The organism is Mycobacterium sp. E2733 (assembly GCF_001667585.1).
Classification (GTDB): Bacteria; Actinomycetota; Actinomycetes; order Mycobacteriales; family Mycobacteriaceae; genus Mycobacterium.
Map to the genome: position 1 here is coordinate 37781 of NZ_LZJZ01000135.1, position 13436 is coordinate 51216.

Below are 13436 nucleotides of genomic sequence, written 5' to 3' on the forward strand. Positions count from 1 at the left end.
GCGGCGCGCTAATCCCCCGTGGCTCAACTCTTTAGCGGCACGAACATGAGCGCGGGATCTATGCCCAGTTGCTGGGCGACGTGTGTGGTGTCCCAATACTCTCGCCAGGAAGTGATCGAACCGTCGCGGACACCGAAGAACGCGGTGACGTAGAACGTTACGGCGACACCGTTCATGGCGTTGACATCGACGCGCTCGACGACAACGGTGGCACCGTCGGACACGATGGTGTGGATCTCGCTGCCCTCGACCATTCCCGTCGAAAGTGTGTTGTGCTTCTCGAGTTCCGCACGAGCGGCGTCACGTCCGCGAACGACCGGGGAAAGAGGCACGTGAAGTTGCCACACCAAGTCGTCGGCCATGAGCGCGGTCATCCCGTCGATGTCCATTTTCTCGCCGTAAGCGGCGTGTATAAAATCGACCACGATTTTCTCGTTGTCATTTTTAGGCGCAACGCTTTTCGCCATCTCGATTTCTTCGGACGTCATTGGCACTATTCGCTGAACTGTAGATGCCGACAGTCGTTTGCGTTTGACTTCGGCCGAGGCTGATGATGGTGACGTGGTGTTCGAAGTGGCCCGACACCTGTCGTCGATCGCCTCGCCACGACGCTCCACCAGGCCGTCGGAGTGCGGGCAGAGGTCGCTGAGCTGGTCCAGCGCCGCGGCGGACGGGGCCCCGCGGCTCCCCCGTTTTCACCTGTGTCGATTGAAGCCTAGGGTTGCGATTTTTGCCGTCACCTCGTTGCCCGCAGTCGCCAATGTAATCTGACAGGACATGCGCCCGATCAACATTCCTACACGTGGCCGCTTGTCGATCGCGATGAAAGAGGGGTCGGCGGCGGAACATATCGCCGCCGAACGGAGCGCATTCATCTCCGAACTGCTTGCGGGCCGGGTGGCCGCTCGCGGATATTCCGAATACCTGCTTCGGTTACGCGTGGTCTACGCCGCCCTCGAGGACGCCATGCGGGCCCACCGCAAGGACCCCATGGTGGCCGCCGTGTACGACCCGGCGTTAGAGCGCCTTCCGGCCATCGACGCCGATCTGCGGCACTGGCGCGCCGACGGCGCCCGCGCGGTCGAGTCCCCCGCGGCGACGGCCTACAGCGAGCGGGTCGCCACGCTTACTTGGGGTGGCTCGTTGGTGGCCCACCACTACACGCGCTATCTCGGAGACCTCTCGGGAGGCCGGGTCCTTTACAAAGCCCTCGAACGCACATTTGATCTTCGCGGCCTCGGGCTCGCGTTCTACGAATTCCCGGTGCGACCCAAGCGGTACAAAGACGCCTATCGTGCCCGCCTTGATGCGCTCCGCCCCAATGCAGATGACATCGGGCGCATCGTCGACGAGGTCAAATTGGCCTTCGGCTTGAATCACGCCTTGCTCGACGAGCTCGCCGACCATATTCCGAGCCGGCGTTGACGCTTCTTCACAAGCGCAGCCGGCCTACATGGGTCCGCGAAACTCGCCGAGGTCTGAGAGTTCGTCGTGGACGGAGCCGATAGCCGCGCGGTACTGCTCCTCGGTCAGCGTTTTGTTGTAGTAGCGGTTCATGCGTAGCTGTTATTGCCAATCCCGCAATCGCCTGATGCGGTTCAGCGTCGCGATGTCGCCTGGCGAGAACCTCAATTGCTCAGCCATGATCTGCCCGGCCGTGACTTGTTCGATCGGTGCGAGCCGGTAGCCGCAGCCGGCGAGGTATCCGAAGTAGGGCTTGCTATAGGGCCGTCCGCCGGCTTGCCAGCTGTGGCGGTGCAGACGCTCACGCCATTCACTAAAAGTTGAGCCCCGAGAACATGATTCGGCTGGGATCGTACTTCTGGCGCACGGCGGTCAGCCGGGACAGGTTCGAGCTGAAGTACCGCGAGGCCGGTTGGTTCGCCTCGATGTAATTCACGTAGCCGCCGACCGAGTACGGCTGCACGGCTTGGTGTGCGGTGTTGAGCCAGTTGGTCGCCGCCGCCGGATCGCCGGTTTCGACGTACCACTGAACCAGCGCGTACTGGCGACGCCACGGGAAGGCGGTCGCCCCCGGCGCCACATCGGCGAGGGCGCCGTCCAGCGCATGCATGATGGCCAGCATGCGGCCCGCTCCACGCGGAAAGGCGTCGACCGCCTTGGCGATCCCCTGGGCGGTGGCCGCGTTGACGACGGGCAGCACGTCGGACCCGCCGACATATCCGAGCGGTGACGGGTTGAGGTTCCCGACGGCCAGATAGCGCACCAGGTCCAGATAGTTGAACGTGTGGTTCTCGGTCCCGGTCGGTTGCACGCCAACCGCTTTGGTGATGGCCGCCCCCACGGCGCCCCCCGAGCCGACCGGGCACGTCGCCATGATGCGGCAATGCGTCCCCATTCCGTCGACGGTGGCGTCCGCCAGCGCCCAGCTGTTCCGGTCGGCGGAGCGCAGCCAGTTCTGCCACCCGACCAGTACTTGCGCCAACGCCTCGGGCGGGAAATTGAGGTTCACCACGTCCAGATCCGTCGTGGGAAAGGTGGCGAAGGTCAGCGAGGTGGTCACGCCGAAGTTGCCGCCGCCGCCACCGCGCAACGCCCAGAACAGATCGGGGTTGCTGGCGTTGGACGCGGTCACGGCCTGACCGCCTGGCAGGACCACCGACGCCGATAACAGTTGGTCACAGAGCAGCCCCGCGTGGCGGGAACTGGCGCCCAGACCCCCGCCCAGGGCGTGACCGGAGGCACCGACCGACGGGCAGGTCCCCGTCGGGATGCCCCGGCCGGCGCCGGCCAACGTCTCGTGCATCGCGTACAAGCTCGTCGCGGGCGTCACCGTGACGTTCCCGGTGCCGGCGTCGTAATTGACTCCCCCCGGCAGTTGACGCAGGTCGAGCACCATGACGCCGTTTGCGGTGGAGGCGCCGGTGTAGGAATGGCCTCCGCTGCGCGGCGCCACCTTTAGATTGTGGGCGGCGGCGAACGCCATGGCCTTTTGCACGTCCGCCGGCGACGTCGGGGTGACGATCGCGGCGGGTGTCGAGCCGTTGTAGTTGGTGTTGAACACCTGCTTGGCCGAGCCGAAAGCGCCATTGTCGGGCAGCAGGACTTGTCCACCGATGGCGGTGGACAGACTCTCCCACCCGGTGGGATTGGGAGCGGCGGTGGCCCGGGCGGAGCCGAAAACCGCACCGGCGGCCAACGCTCCGGCGGTACCCCGCAGGAACGTCTGGCGGGATATTTCACCCGCCACCGACGGGCTCCCGCGTCTGCCTCATGCCCTGCATTCTCGAACGCGTGACAACGAAAGCCGCGGCGCCCCATGCCGTGTGACCGGATCGAGACCGATACGAGCCACCTCGGTGATGTGCCCGCCGAGCCCGGCGGGCGCCGCCTCGAACAGACACGCCGCTTGTCGACTCGTATTGTCTGCAGCATGATCGCCGCTTCGATGTTCACGCCCGAGCAGTTCACTCGATAAGCGGGTTTCAGGCGCGTGGGTCCTCTTGTGCTGGCGCTTGCCGGTCTGGCGTTTCTCGATTCGTTGAACGTCCTCAATCTCGGGGTGGTCTCGGCGGTCATCTTCGACAGCCGGTTGAATCGCCGGTCGCCGATTCCGGGCGCCCTGAGCTTCATCACGGGCGTGTTCGCCATGACAACCACGTTCGGGCTGTGCATGGTACTGGGACTGAGCTTCGTGACTCACGTCGTCGGCTTCCACGTGACACCGGCCATCCGTTTTCGCGGCGAGTTGGTGCTCGGCCTCTTGCTGACCGGCCTGGCTTACTTCCCGTTGACCGCCCAATCATCGGCGCCCGGTTGGGCTTTGGCTGCGATGCGCGAGCGTCCGTGGCTGCTCGGGTTCCTCGGATTGGCGGTCGGTAGCGGGCAGGCGCCAACCGCTATCCCCTATCTCACCGGGCTGGCCATGCTCGCCGCCCTGCACCCGAGGCCGCCCTTCTGGCCGTTGGTCATCATCGTCTACTGGGCGATCGCCCTTTCCCCACCGCTGCTGATCCTTGCGCTCTCGATGAGACGAACCATGCGCGCCAAGCGCATTCAGCGCAGGCTCGTCCGCGCCCTGACCCGCTACGGACCAATATCGGTACGGCTTTTGTTCCTGGTTTTCGGAATAGGACTGGTGGCGGATGCGCTCGTAAATCACAGCGCCCTGTGGTGACGCGGCACCCTTTCTCATCTCTTGCATAGCGAGCTGCCATACCTTGTTGCGTGTGACTGATCGTCAAGAGCGCGCGACGTCCTTCGGCTCGATCGCCGAGGACTACGACGGCTTGCGTCCACAACCACCGCAGCTAGTCGTGGACTGGCTGGTGCCACCCCATTGCGGGGTGGCCGTCGACTTGGGCGCGGGCACGGGGCTGTTCACCCGCACACTCGTGCACAGGGCGGCGGAGGTCGTCGCCGTCGAGCCGGATGCGCGCATGCGGGCGGTACTCACCGAGCGCTCCCCCGAGGTTCGTGTCGTCGAAGGCACTGGGGAGGCGGTTCCGCTTCCCGACCAATCCGCGGACGCAGTGTTTGTCTCGTCGGCGTGGCACTGGATGGATCCCCAACGGGCCGTTCCGGAGATCGGGCGGGTGCTCCGCGACGGCGGGCGATTCGGTCTGATCTGGACCAGTCGGGATCGTGACGTGGACTGGCTGCGCGACCTCGACCTGCTGCCGGGCGAGGACACACCCGAGGCCGAATCGCCCGACCGCTTTCGCCGGCGCCACGAAAACGTCGTGCTGCCGTATCCGCAGATCTTTCGCAACGTCGCCCGCGAGACATTCACGTTCGTGCGGACGATGAGCATCGACGACATCGTCGCGATGGTGGGCACCTACAGCCGCGTGATCATCGCGGCTCCCGATGAACGAGCGCAGCGACTCGCCAATGCCCGCGCCGCCCTGAATGAGCGCTTCCCGCAAGCCGAAGCGGTCGACGTCCCCATGAAGTCGCGGTGCTGGCGCGCCGACCGGATCCCCCGCGGCGCCGAACGCTAGGCGCTAACGCCTCAGGCCTGGGGGCCCTCCGACGGTGGCCAAACCGAACCCGGCGATGCCTCGCCGGGGGAATCGTGTTCCCCACGGGCCAGCGGCACCCACCGCTCGCTCGGGGCGGGCTGCTCGGACGACGGGAAGTCCCGTAGCTTGCCCGACGGCTTGGCATCCCATTTGGCGAAGGTCAGCGGCGTCTGCAGCCAGCTGTGCAGCAGGCAGTACACCGCCTGCAGCGAATCCAGATGGGTGCGCTCCCAGCCGTGGCTGCCGTCGAGCCCGAAACCGACGAGCGCTGCGCGGGTGCCCGCGCCCGCCTCGATCGCCGCGGCGGCGTCGGAGCGGTAAAAGCGGAAGACGTCCCGCGCACACGGGATGTCCTGCTCATCGGCGAGCCGGCACAGCTTCCGCGTCAGGTGATAGTCGAACGGACCGTGCAGATCGGCCATCGGAATCGTCACGCCGTCTTCGATGGAATGCTGGCCGGGCGCGCACACCGCGTTGTCCACCGAGACCAATTCGGCCACATCCGGGGGCAACCCGTGGCTCGCTCCGTGGCCGACCTCTTCGGTGATGGTGATCATGACCATCGTGCGATGCGGCAGCACCATCTTGTTCTCGGCGAAATTCTTGGCCAGCGCGAGCGCGATCGCGACCCCCGCCTTGCCATCGAGGTGGCGAGAAACGATGTAGCCGTCGGCGGTCAGTTCGGGGCTGGCGATCAGCGCGACGAAGTCGCCGATCTGCAGGCCGAGACGAACCAGGTCCTCCCGCGAGGACACCTTCCGGTCCACGCGGACCTCGACGTGTTCCCAGTCGGTCGGCTGCAGGTCGATCTCGTCACCGAAGGCGTGCCCGCTGGCCTTGAGCGGCATGACCGTGCCGGTGATGAATTCGTCGGGATCGTCGGAGAATATCCGCACCCGGGCGCCGGCGGCGAACCGAGCCGAGAAGGTGCCGACCGGAATCACCTCGAGACGGCCGTTGTCCTTGAGTCGCCGCACCATGCAGCCGATCGTGTCGGCGTGAACTACGAGCGCGCGGTCGACAGTGGCCGATGCCCCGGGAAGCTCGGCGGTCAGCGCGCCGCGCCGGGTCAGGGAGAACGGCACGCCGAAGTCATCGAAGATGTCGCCGATGTGCTGCATCACCGCGTCCGTCCGCCCCGCCGGACTGGGTGTCTGCAGCAGCGCGAGCAGCGTGTCAACCATCCACGTGCGGTCGGCCTCGGCCATGGCCGCGCTGTGACGCACGGTGTCTCCTCTCGAGTCGTCCGGAACCGCGTTCAACCTACCGCGTGATCAACGTCGACTCACCGGTCCGGGCACGCACCCGCGCCGCAATTAGGCGCCCCCTGCCCCCCGCTGCCATCACGGTAGAGCACGTCGCGCCCGGACGCCCGTTGGCGCAACTGGATTGGCTCACTCAAAGGTGACCGGCCTGGCTGATCAAGTGTCACGGGTTCACGTTGGGACACACTTGCTTGATCCAGGCGGTAAGTGCCTCCCTGTTGGCGTTCAGGTCAGTATCGTTGGGCTGCGCGCCGACGGTCGTGACGAAGTGCTCGATCGCAACCTTTACCGGTTCGGGTGGGCCGTACTTTTCCAGCGTGTCGGCGAACTTGCGCGCATCCTCGGGTTTCTGCGCCACCATCAAATTGTCTTTCGCGAAGGAAATGTCCAGGCAGGTGGATTGATCGAGGGGGCCGCCTGGCGTGGGGGGCGAGGGTGGCGTCGTCGTCGGCGGCGACGAACTGGGCGCCTGCGAACTCGAGGTCGCCGATTGGCCGGATGACGAGGCCGACGGTGACGTTTCGTTCGAGCACCCCGTTGCGACGATCGCGATGGCGACCACGCCCGCGATCTTGGTTCGGTCCAGCCGCATCGGAGGCTCCTCCGTTCCCGAAGCGGTGTTTGCTGCATGCACCTTACCGGTAACTGGCATCGCCCGGCGCGATTTTGAATTGGTATTTGAGTCGGAGGAGCCCCGCTGTACCTAGGCAGGTGGGTCCCCACCGCGCGGTTTTATTGACCTAGGAAACCCTTGATCTGCGAACCTTTTCCGCCTGCGGGGTGCCGAGCGGACCCGATCCGCCGGTCCTGGGTCACTCGGTGCGTCACCCGATCAACATGAACCGCCAGGCTCGAAAGACGATTCACGGAACATTTTCCGATGAATCACGCAATTTGCTGTCGAAGCGGTTATGCTCCGTCCACCTCTCAGCTTGCCAGCGGATGCGATGCCCGCGCGGAAGCCTGAGCGCTCAACGTGACCGTGAAGGGTGAGCAATTCATGCGCCAACTGTCAGCCGCGATCTCCGTCGCGGCCATCGGGATTTTGATTGCCGGGTGCGGCGGTAGCAACGAGCGCGGCTCCGGCTCATCCACGACGACCTCCACCCGGCCCCCGGTCGCGCAGGCCGCGCTGCCGGGCTTCCTGCTCACCTCGGCGGACCTCGACAGCGCCCTGGGCGCCACCGGATCGAAGAGCAAGGAAAAGAACGACAAGCTGAAGGACGACGCCGCGAACCAGCCGTGGCCCGCGGGCTGGAAATTCCCCGATGACTGCGTCTACGCCATCGGCCCCGGTCAAGCTCCCGTTTATGCCGGCAGCGGCTACACCGCCGTCAGCGGCGACGACGAAGTTGCGTCCCTTCCGAATTCCAACGAACCTGACCCCGAGGTGGAACAGGTGCTGGTGTTGTTCCCGACCGCAAAGGAGGCCAACGCCTTCTTCACCACATCGGTGCAGCGTTGGCCGGCCTGCGCGAACCGCCAATTCACCACCCCGGCCGGGCAGGACACCCCCGAGACGGGTTGGGAGGTGGGACCGGTCTCCAATGCCAACGGGACGTTGAGCACCACCCTGACGATGACAGCGCGCGACAACGGCAACGTCCTGCTGACCATGACGTGTCAGCGGGCGCTGACCGTGCGCAACAACGTGGCAATCGACGTCAGCGCGGTCCGCAAGGACCCGGCGGGCTTGGCCGTCAAGCTGGCCGGTCAGATCTCCGGCAGAGTCGACAAGCAATAACCCGGTACGCCTACGAGGCGGACGCCAGGTCGGCGATCAGATCCGCCAGGGCGAGGATCCGCTCGGCGTTGCGGACGTGCAGGCTCTCGATCATGCGGCCGTCCACCGTGATGACACTGGTCCCCGCGGCGCGCGCCTCCTCGTAGGCGGCGACAACCTTGCGGGCGTCGGCGACTTCCTGCTGTGACGGACCGAACAGGTCGTTGGCCGGGCCGATCTGGGACGGATGGATCAAAGTCTTACCGTCGAAACCCATTTCGCGGCCTTGCCGGGCCTCGGCACGAAATCCCTCTTCGTCGGTGATGTCGTTGAACACGCCGTCCAGGATCACCTTTCCGGCTGCCCGGGCTCCCAGCACGGCCAGCGACAACGCAGGCACGACCGGCGCCCGCCCGGGCACGTGCAATGCGTGCAGGTCGTTCACCAGGTCGTTGGTGCCGATCACCAGCGCGGCCAATCGGCCGCTGGCCGAGGCGATCTCCTCCACCTTCAGGAAGGATCGCGGGGTTTCGATCATCACCCACAGCTGCAACGACTCCGGTGCGTCAAGCTCGACCAGCGTTGCGGCCAGCGCCCGCACCTGCTCGCCCGACTCGATCTTGGGCACCAGCACCCCGTGGGCGGCCGAACCGGCTACCGCCGCCAGGTCCTCGCGGTGCCACTCGGTGTCCAAGCCGTTGATGCGCACCACCACCTCCCGCGACCCGTAGCTGCCTGGCGAGATCGCGCCGCACACCGTGGCCCTCGAATCGGCTTTGGCGTCGGGTCCGACGGCGTCCTCGAGGTCGAAGATGAGCACGTCCGCGAGCAGCGATTTCCCCTTCTCCAATGCGCGGGGCTTGTTGCCGGGCAGGTATAACGCCGAGCGGCGCGGGCGCAGGGTCGGTGCCATCCAGTGATTCGCTTCCTGTCGTCGGGCTCAGCGGGTGTGTGGTGAGCGCGGCATAGGCAGAAAGTACCCTTCGATCTCAGGTGGTGTAGTCGCGCAGCCGGTGGGCGGCGAACACCCGAAACCTTGCCGCCGCGGCGGCCGAATCCGGGAGGGAGCGACGAGTGTCATCACTTGGTTCGGCGCGCACCGAGGGCGACAGCTGGGATCTGGCTTCCAGCGTCGGGGCGACCGCGACGATGGTCGCCGCGTCCCGAGCGCTGGCCTCCCGCGAGCCGGATCAGCTGCTGGACGACCGGTTCGCCGAGCCGTTGGTGCGCGCGGTCGGGCACCCCTTCTTCGTCCGCATGCTCGACGGCGAAATTCCGCTCGACAACGACGACATGCCCCTGACTTTGCAGCAGCGTCGCGAGCAGATCGCCGTGCGAACCAAGTTTTTCGATGATTTCCTCACAACGGCGTCCAGCGCCGGGATACGCCAGGCCGTGATCTTGGCCGCCGGACTGGACTCCCGGGCCTATCGGTTGGCCTGGACGGCGGGCACGGTGGTTTACGAGGTTGACCAGCCCGAGGTCATCGCCTTCAAGAGCGACACGCTGGCCCGAATCGGTGCCGAACCGGCCGCCGAACGCCGCACCGTAGGTATCGACCTGCGTGACGACTGGCCAACCGCGCTGCGCGCCAATGGCTTTGACACGACGGCGCCCACGGCCTGGATCGCCGAAGGCCTGCTCCCCTACCTGCCGCCGCAGGCGCAGGACCGGCTCCTGGACAGCATCACCGCGCTCAGCGCACCGGGCAGCCGGCTGGCCACCGAGAACATCACCGACATGGGCGTGTTCACCGACGAGCGTGCGCGTGCGATGCGCAGCACCTGGCGTAAGCACGGACTGGACATCGACGTCGCCGAGCTGGTGTGGGAGGGGGCGCGCCAACCCGCTGGGGAGCACCTGGCCGCCACGGGCTGGGTCGTCACCCCGCACCCCACCGAGCAGCTATACGCCCACTACGGCTTCGTCGCTCCCGACAACGAGGTGCTCAAGGAATTCCGGCACGCCATCACCTACATCAGCGCCGAACTGGGCTGAACGCGCCGCCTAGGAGTCAGGCCTGGCGTCGCGCCACTCCCGCTCGAACGGCAACCGCCACGCATTGGGTGCGATCAATTGGTGAATGGCATTGGGACCCCAGGTGCCCGGCTGATACATCTTCGCCGGCGGAGGGTCATCGAGCAGCTCTTGCGAACGCTCCCACAACGATTCGATGCCCTCCGCGGTGTTGAACAGCGTGTGGTCGCCCCGCATCGCGTCGAGGATGAGCCGTTCGTACGCCTCCAGCACGTCCACGACGGTGTCGATCTCCTGCGAGGAGAACTGCATGGACAACTTGTCCAGCTTCATACCGGGGCCCGGCCGCTTGCCGTAGAAGGACAGCGAAACCTTCGAGTTGTCGGCGAGGTCGAACGTCAGGTGGTCGGGCCCCTGAGTCCCAACCCCCGAACCGGGCGGAAACATCGTCCGGGGCGCCTCTCTGAATGCAATCGAGATGATGCGGATGCCCTCGGCCATCTTCTTGCCGGTGCGCAGATAGATGGGCACGCCCGCCCAACGCCAGTTGTCGATGCCGACCTTGAGGGCGATGAACGTCTCGGTGTCGGAATCCTTTGCCACGCCATCCTCGTCGCGGTATCCGTTGTACTGGCCGCGCACCACATTGGAAGGCTTGACCGGCAGCATCGAGCGGAACACCTTGTTCTTTTCTTCGCTGATGGCGAAAGGTTCGAGCGCCGTGGGCGGCTCCATGACGACGAACGCCATCACCTGGAACAGGTGGGTCACAACCATGTCCTTATAGGCGCCGGTCTCCTCATAGAAGTTCGCCCGCTGGTCCAGGCCGAGGGCCTCGGGGATGTCGATCTGGATGTGGTCGATGAAGTTGCGGTTCCAGATCGGCTCGAACAGCCCGTTGGCGAAGCGGAACGCCAGAATGTTCTGTGCGGCCTCCTTGCCGAGGAAGTGGTCGATGCGGAAGATCTGGGATTCCTCGAACGTTTCATGCACGAAATCGTTGAGCGCCACCGCGCTGGCCAGATCGGTTCCGAACGGCTTCTCCATCACCACCCGCGAGCGCTCGACGAGCTTGGCGTCACTCAGCATGGTGATGACGTCCTGCGCGGCTTTGGGCGGCACCGACAGGTAATGCAGCCGCCTGACGTTGGGACCCAGCTCGGCTTCGGCTTCGGCGACCGCCGCCGCCAGCGCTTCCGGTCCCTTCCCCTGCGGGACGTAGGTGATGATCTTCGCGAAGTTCGCCCACTGTTCGGACGTGAGCTTGTGCGTGCCGAACGAGTCGATCGCATCTTTGGCGATCTCGCGGAATTCGTCGTCGCTGAGGTCTTCCAGCGAGGTCGCGACGATCTGAATGTCGGGCGCAAGCTCGGACTGGTCCAGGTAGGCGAGGCCGGGGATCAGCTTGCGTTTCGCCAGATCGCCCGTCGCCCCAAACAGAACGATGACGTGGGGATCCAGCGGCTCGGTTTCGTGGCGGCGCGGACGCCTGTCGGCCGCCGGGTACGAGATGGTCTGCGGTTTCTTATCGGCCACCCTTGCGATACTTCCACCGCCGCGGCGTAATGTCGCGTCCGTCACTCCTAGCTCGGCCAACGCGGCCTTTGCCGCCATGAACCGAGGATCACAGTCGCCGCCCGGTTATCGGCCGGCGGACTGGGTACTGGATACCGACGGTGCCCGACCACAGTCGATGGAAAGCGATATGACGAAACCCGACAAAGACCTGCGGGGTCACTCTCAGGAGCTGGAAGACATCGTCGACCGGCTCGAGGAGAAGGTCGCCGACGACCGGGAGGCCGAAGGTGTTGCCGGCAAGCCCAGCGACCGGGAAAGCGCGCCCACCCTGGGTTCGGGCGATGAACCGCCGGATTAGACCCTAAGCGCCGGGCGGGGCGCCGAACCAGGCCGTGAGCGCGTCGCTCAAGCCGTCACTCGTGCCGTGTCCGACCCAGGCAACGTGCCCGTCCGGACGGATCAGCACCGCGTCGGGAGCCGCGACCGTGCCGATGGCCGGAAGCTCCCAGTTACCGGCATATTTCGCGTCGATCAGTCGGACTCCGTCCGGCCGCGGGGTGACGTTGAATCGGCCCGGTTCCCCGAGGTTGAGCAGCGCCGGTCGGGCCCGGTGCAACAGCGTGAAAACCCGCAGCGGGCCATCGGCGCTGACCAGGTCGAGATCGGGCATACGTCGCCCGAGCAGGGGGTGCGCGTCGCCCAGGTCGTAGCGGACGTCCAGGCCGGACATCATGGCGGCGAACCGTTTGCGAGGCTCGTCCATGGCCAGCAGGTCGGACACGGTGTCGCGCAACGCCTTCGTTCGGTCGTCGGGGCGAAGAAGCGCCATCTGCGCGATCGCGTTGCGCAGCACGCGCGCGGCGACCGGGTGCCGTTCGGCGTGGTATGTGTCGAGCAGGTCGTCGGGCGAGGTGCCGTTGACCACCTGTCCCAGCTTCCACCCCAGATTGACCGCATCCTGCAAGCCGGTGTTCAGACCCTGTCCGCCCACCGGGTGGTGGACATGTGCGGCGTCACCGGCCAGCAGGACGCGCCGGCCGCGATACGTCGCGGCTTGCCGCGCCATGTCGGTGAACCTGGAAAGCCAAGCGGGACTGTGTATTCCGTAGTCCGATCCGTATACGGCGATCAGCGCCTCGCTCAGGTCGCGCAATGTTGGTTCGCCGTTGGGCTCGAGGCGCCGCTCGGTGACCATGAGACGCACCGGCCCGCCCTCCTCCGAGGCGGCAAGGGAATGCACGCCGAGCGCGTCGTGGCGGATGCCCCACACCGGCGGATCGCCTGTCCCAAAATCCATCTGAACCTCGCCCAGTAGGTAGCTGGCCGTCGGATCCCACCCCGGAAAATCGATACCGGCGGCTTTGCGGACCACGCTGCGTCCGCCGTCGCAGCCGACGAGGTACGTCCCGCGCAGGGATCGGCCATCGGCCAACGCGACGTCGACGCCACTGCGGTCTTGGGCGATGCCCGTCACCTCATGCCCCCGATAGAACCGCACACCCAGCTCACTCACCCAGTCAGCGAGTGCGCGTTCGATCTCGTTCTGCCACAGCGCAAGGCCGTAGGGATGCCGGGTGGGAAAGTCGCTGATGTCCAGGCGAATCTGGGAGAACCCGGCGACCTGGGCGACCTGTCCCCGGGCAAGGAATCGATCGGCAATGCCCCGCTGATCGAGGACTTCGATGGAGCGCGCATGCAGACCTCCGGCGCGCGCACCGATGAGGTCTTGGTCGGCGCGCCGCTCGACGACCGCCACATCGACGCCCGCCAACGCCAGTTCGCCGGCCAGCATCAGGCCCGTCGGGCCTCCTCCGGCGACCAGAACGGCATGGTCAGCGTTCTCCTGCGACGACATTCCCAACCCCCTGACACAGCGAAAATCGGCTTCGGCCAGCGATTGTGCGGCATCACCCGGCCCTTGCCGCAAGCCCCCGGGTGCGCTATAGGTTGAAGCTGGAAGGGCAATAA

13 protein-coding genes are annotated in these 13436 nt (G+C 66.0%); 6 read left to right on the forward strand and 7 right to left on the reverse strand.

The features are described 5' to 3' along the window. Window positions 1–23: 23 nt before the first annotated feature. On the reverse strand, window positions 24–488 hold the full coding sequence (locus tag A5678_RS24680; RefSeq protein WP_231983760.1) for a limonene-1,2-epoxide hydrolase family protein: 465 nt from the start codon (window positions 486–488) through the stop codon (window positions 24–26). A gap of 289 nt (window positions 489–777) precedes the next feature. Here A5678_RS24680 and A5678_RS24685 point away from each other — a divergent pair, with 289 nt between their 5' ends. Then, on the forward strand, window positions 778–1425 hold the full coding sequence (locus A5678_RS24685) for a heme oxygenase (biliverdin-producing) (protein WP_068048311.1): 648 nt from the start codon (window positions 778–780) through the stop codon (window positions 1423–1425). 352 nt (window positions 1426–1777) lie between these two features. Here A5678_RS24685 and A5678_RS24690 read toward each other — a convergent pair whose 3' ends face one another. After that, the gene (locus A5678_RS24690) at window positions 1778–3211 is read right to left on the reverse strand and encodes an FAD-binding oxidoreductase (protein WP_068048314.1); all 1434 of its coding nucleotides are present in this window, start codon (window positions 3209–3211) and stop codon (window positions 1778–1780) included. A gap of 243 nt (window positions 3212–3454) precedes the next feature. Here A5678_RS24690 and A5678_RS24695 point away from each other — a divergent pair, with 243 nt between their 5' ends. Next, window positions 3455–4138, forward strand: coding sequence for a GAP family protein (locus A5678_RS24695; protein ID WP_068048316.1), 684 nt, complete (start codon window positions 3455–3457; stop codon window positions 4136–4138). Window positions 4139–4190: 52 nt separating this feature from the next. Continuing rightward, window positions 4191–4964, forward strand: coding sequence for a class I SAM-dependent methyltransferase (locus tag A5678_RS24700; protein WP_068048318.1), 774 nt, complete (start codon window positions 4191–4193; stop codon window positions 4962–4964). 11 nt (window positions 4965–4975) lie between these two features. On the opposite strand, the gene A5678_RS24705 is transcribed toward A5678_RS24700, so the two are convergent. Together A5678_RS24705 and A5678_RS27375 are read right to left on the reverse strand one after the other, a co-directional pair. After that, on the reverse strand, window positions 4976–6211 hold the full coding sequence (locus A5678_RS24705) for an osmoprotectant NAGGN system M42 family peptidase (protein ID WP_156747073.1): 1236 nt from the start codon (window positions 6209–6211) through the stop codon (window positions 4976–4978). Window positions 6212–6413: 202 nt separating this feature from the next. Beyond that, a complete protein-coding gene (locus A5678_RS27375) occupies window positions 6414–6842 on the reverse strand; it encodes a hypothetical protein (protein WP_156747074.1) in 429 nt (142 codons plus the stop codon). Between the two features lie 408 nt (window positions 6843–7250). On the opposite strand from A5678_RS27375, the gene A5678_RS24720 reads away from it, so the two are divergent. Next, on the forward strand, window positions 7251–7994 hold the full coding sequence (locus A5678_RS24720) for a sensor domain-containing protein (protein WP_068048513.1): 744 nt from the start codon (window positions 7251–7253) through the stop codon (window positions 7992–7994). A 10-nt stretch (window positions 7995–8004) separates the two neighbouring features. Here A5678_RS24720 and A5678_RS24725 read toward each other — a convergent pair whose 3' ends face one another. Continuing rightward, window positions 8005–8886 (reverse strand): CoA ester lyase, encoded by an 882-nt coding sequence (locus A5678_RS24725; protein WP_068048329.1) that lies wholly within the window; start codon window positions 8884–8886, stop codon window positions 8005–8007. 161 nt (window positions 8887–9047) lie between these two features. On the opposite strand from A5678_RS24725, the gene A5678_RS24730 reads away from it, so the two are divergent. Continuing rightward, window positions 9048–9971, forward strand: a complete 924-nt coding sequence (locus A5678_RS24730) for a class I SAM-dependent methyltransferase (protein WP_068048331.1) — start codon at window positions 9048–9050, stop codon at window positions 9969–9971. Window positions 9972–9980: 9 nt separating this feature from the next. Here the strand turns inward: A5678_RS24730 and zwf are convergent, their stop codons facing one another. Then, on the reverse strand, window positions 9981–11486 hold the full coding sequence (zwf, locus tag A5678_RS24735; protein WP_068048333.1) for a glucose-6-phosphate dehydrogenase: 1506 nt from the start codon (window positions 11484–11486) through the stop codon (window positions 9981–9983). 157 nt (window positions 11487–11643) lie between these two features. On the opposite strand from zwf, the gene A5678_RS24740 reads away from it, so the two are divergent. Continuing rightward, window positions 11644–11826 carry a hypothetical protein gene (locus tag A5678_RS24740; RefSeq protein WP_068048336.1) on the forward strand — a complete coding sequence of 61 codons (183 nt, stop codon included), beginning with the start codon at window positions 11644–11646 and terminating at the stop codon, window positions 11824–11826. 3 nt (window positions 11827–11829) lie between these two features. Here A5678_RS24740 and A5678_RS24745 read toward each other — a convergent pair whose 3' ends face one another. After that, window positions 11830–13323 carry an FAD-dependent monooxygenase gene (locus A5678_RS24745; RefSeq protein WP_068048342.1) on the reverse strand — a complete coding sequence of 498 codons (1494 nt, stop codon included), beginning with the start codon at window positions 13321–13323 and terminating at the stop codon, window positions 11830–11832. Between the last annotated feature and the right edge of the window lie 113 nt (window positions 13324–13436).

What these genes read in the sequence shown, in the direction of transcription:
- A5678_RS24680 (WP_231983760.1), bottom strand. Translation starts at nt 488, where the DNA reads ATGACGTCCGAAGAAATCGAGATGGCGAAAAGCGTTGCGCCTAAAAAT.
- A5678_RS24685 (WP_068048311.1), top strand. Translation starts at nt 778, where the DNA reads ATGCGCCCGATCAACATTCCTACACGTGGCCGCTTGTCGATCGCGATG.
- A5678_RS27375 (WP_156747074.1), bottom strand. Translation starts at nt 6,842, where the DNA reads ATGCGGCTGGACCGAACCAAGATCGCGGGCGTGGTCGCCATCGCGATC.
- A5678_RS24720 (WP_068048513.1), top strand. Translation starts at nt 7,251, where the DNA reads ATGCGCCAACTGTCAGCCGCGATCTCCGTCGCGGCCATCGGGATTTTG.
- A5678_RS24725 (WP_068048329.1), bottom strand. Translation starts at nt 8,886, where the DNA reads ATGGCACCGACCCTGCGCCCGCGCCGCTCGGCGTTATACCTGCCCGGC.
- A5678_RS24740 (WP_068048336.1), top strand. Translation starts at nt 11,644, where the DNA reads ATGGAAAGCGATATGACGAAACCCGACAAAGACCTGCGGGGTCACTCT.
- A5678_RS24745 (WP_068048342.1), bottom strand. Translation starts at nt 13,323, where the DNA reads ATGTCGTCGCAGGAGAACGCTGACCATGCCGTTCTGGTCGCCGGAGGA.